The organism is Haloferula chungangensis (assembly GCF_042664875.1).
In the GTDB taxonomy this organism is placed as follows: Bacteria; Verrucomicrobiota; Verrucomicrobiia; order Verrucomicrobiales; family Akkermansiaceae; genus Haloferula; species Haloferula chungangensis.
The window spans coordinates 1-740 of the sequence record NZ_JBHTBS010000072.1 but is presented as its reverse complement, the minus strand read 5'-3'; the positions used below and the strand labels follow the sequence as shown (position 1 = coordinate 740).

The 740-nt window shown below is 37.6% G+C and carries 1 protein-coding gene; it reads right to left on the bottom strand.

All coding sequences use genetic code 11. The features are described from left to right. Positions 1 to 740 (bottom strand): PHP domain-containing protein (locus ACFQY0_RS21240; protein ID WP_379717078.1); only part of this gene is annotated, 740 nt, incomplete at both ends.

Here is a 740-nt window from a genome sequence, read left to right as displayed (position 1 = left end):
ATCAAAGTCTTTCAACATTTCAGTCGTCGTTCTAAAATGTGCGTCTGGAAGAACCGAACGTGAAAGCGGGTTCCCTGGGTTACCTTTAATAATAATCTCTCTTCTAAGTTTATCTTTAGGATCAAGGTAGTGTACGTTACCTGTCGCTACTACCGGAATACCCAACTCTTTTCCTAGTGCAATCATGTTGTGCACAATTTCTTCATACATGTCATCATCTTTTATCATCTCACGTGCGAAAAGGTTATTGTATAACGATTTTGGGAATATCTCTAAATAATCATAGAAGTGTGCAACATCACGTGCGGCTTCATAGGATTTTTGTAACATTGCACTGAAAACTTCGCCGTTGTCACATGCACTACCGATTAACAACCCTTCGCGATGCGCTTCTAATACACTTCTTCGCACACGTGGTACTTGATAAAAACTATTTGTCAGAGAATCTGAGACAATCTTGAATAAGTTTTTCAATCCTTCTTGAGTCTTAACTAGAATTATTGCGTGATCTGGTAGCCCAAGTTTATATGCATCTTCTCTTGCTAAAGTGTTCAGTTCACTATGTTTCTTAATACCCACTTCTTTTAACTGTTGAAGCATTTTAATAAAGATGTAACCCGTCGCTTCTGCGTCATAGATAGCTCTATGGTGACTGACCAATTCAACGTTATAGTATCTAGAAAGCGCAGCTAAGTTATGTCGTTTTAAATCTTTGTTTAAAACTTTTGTTATCTCTAGAG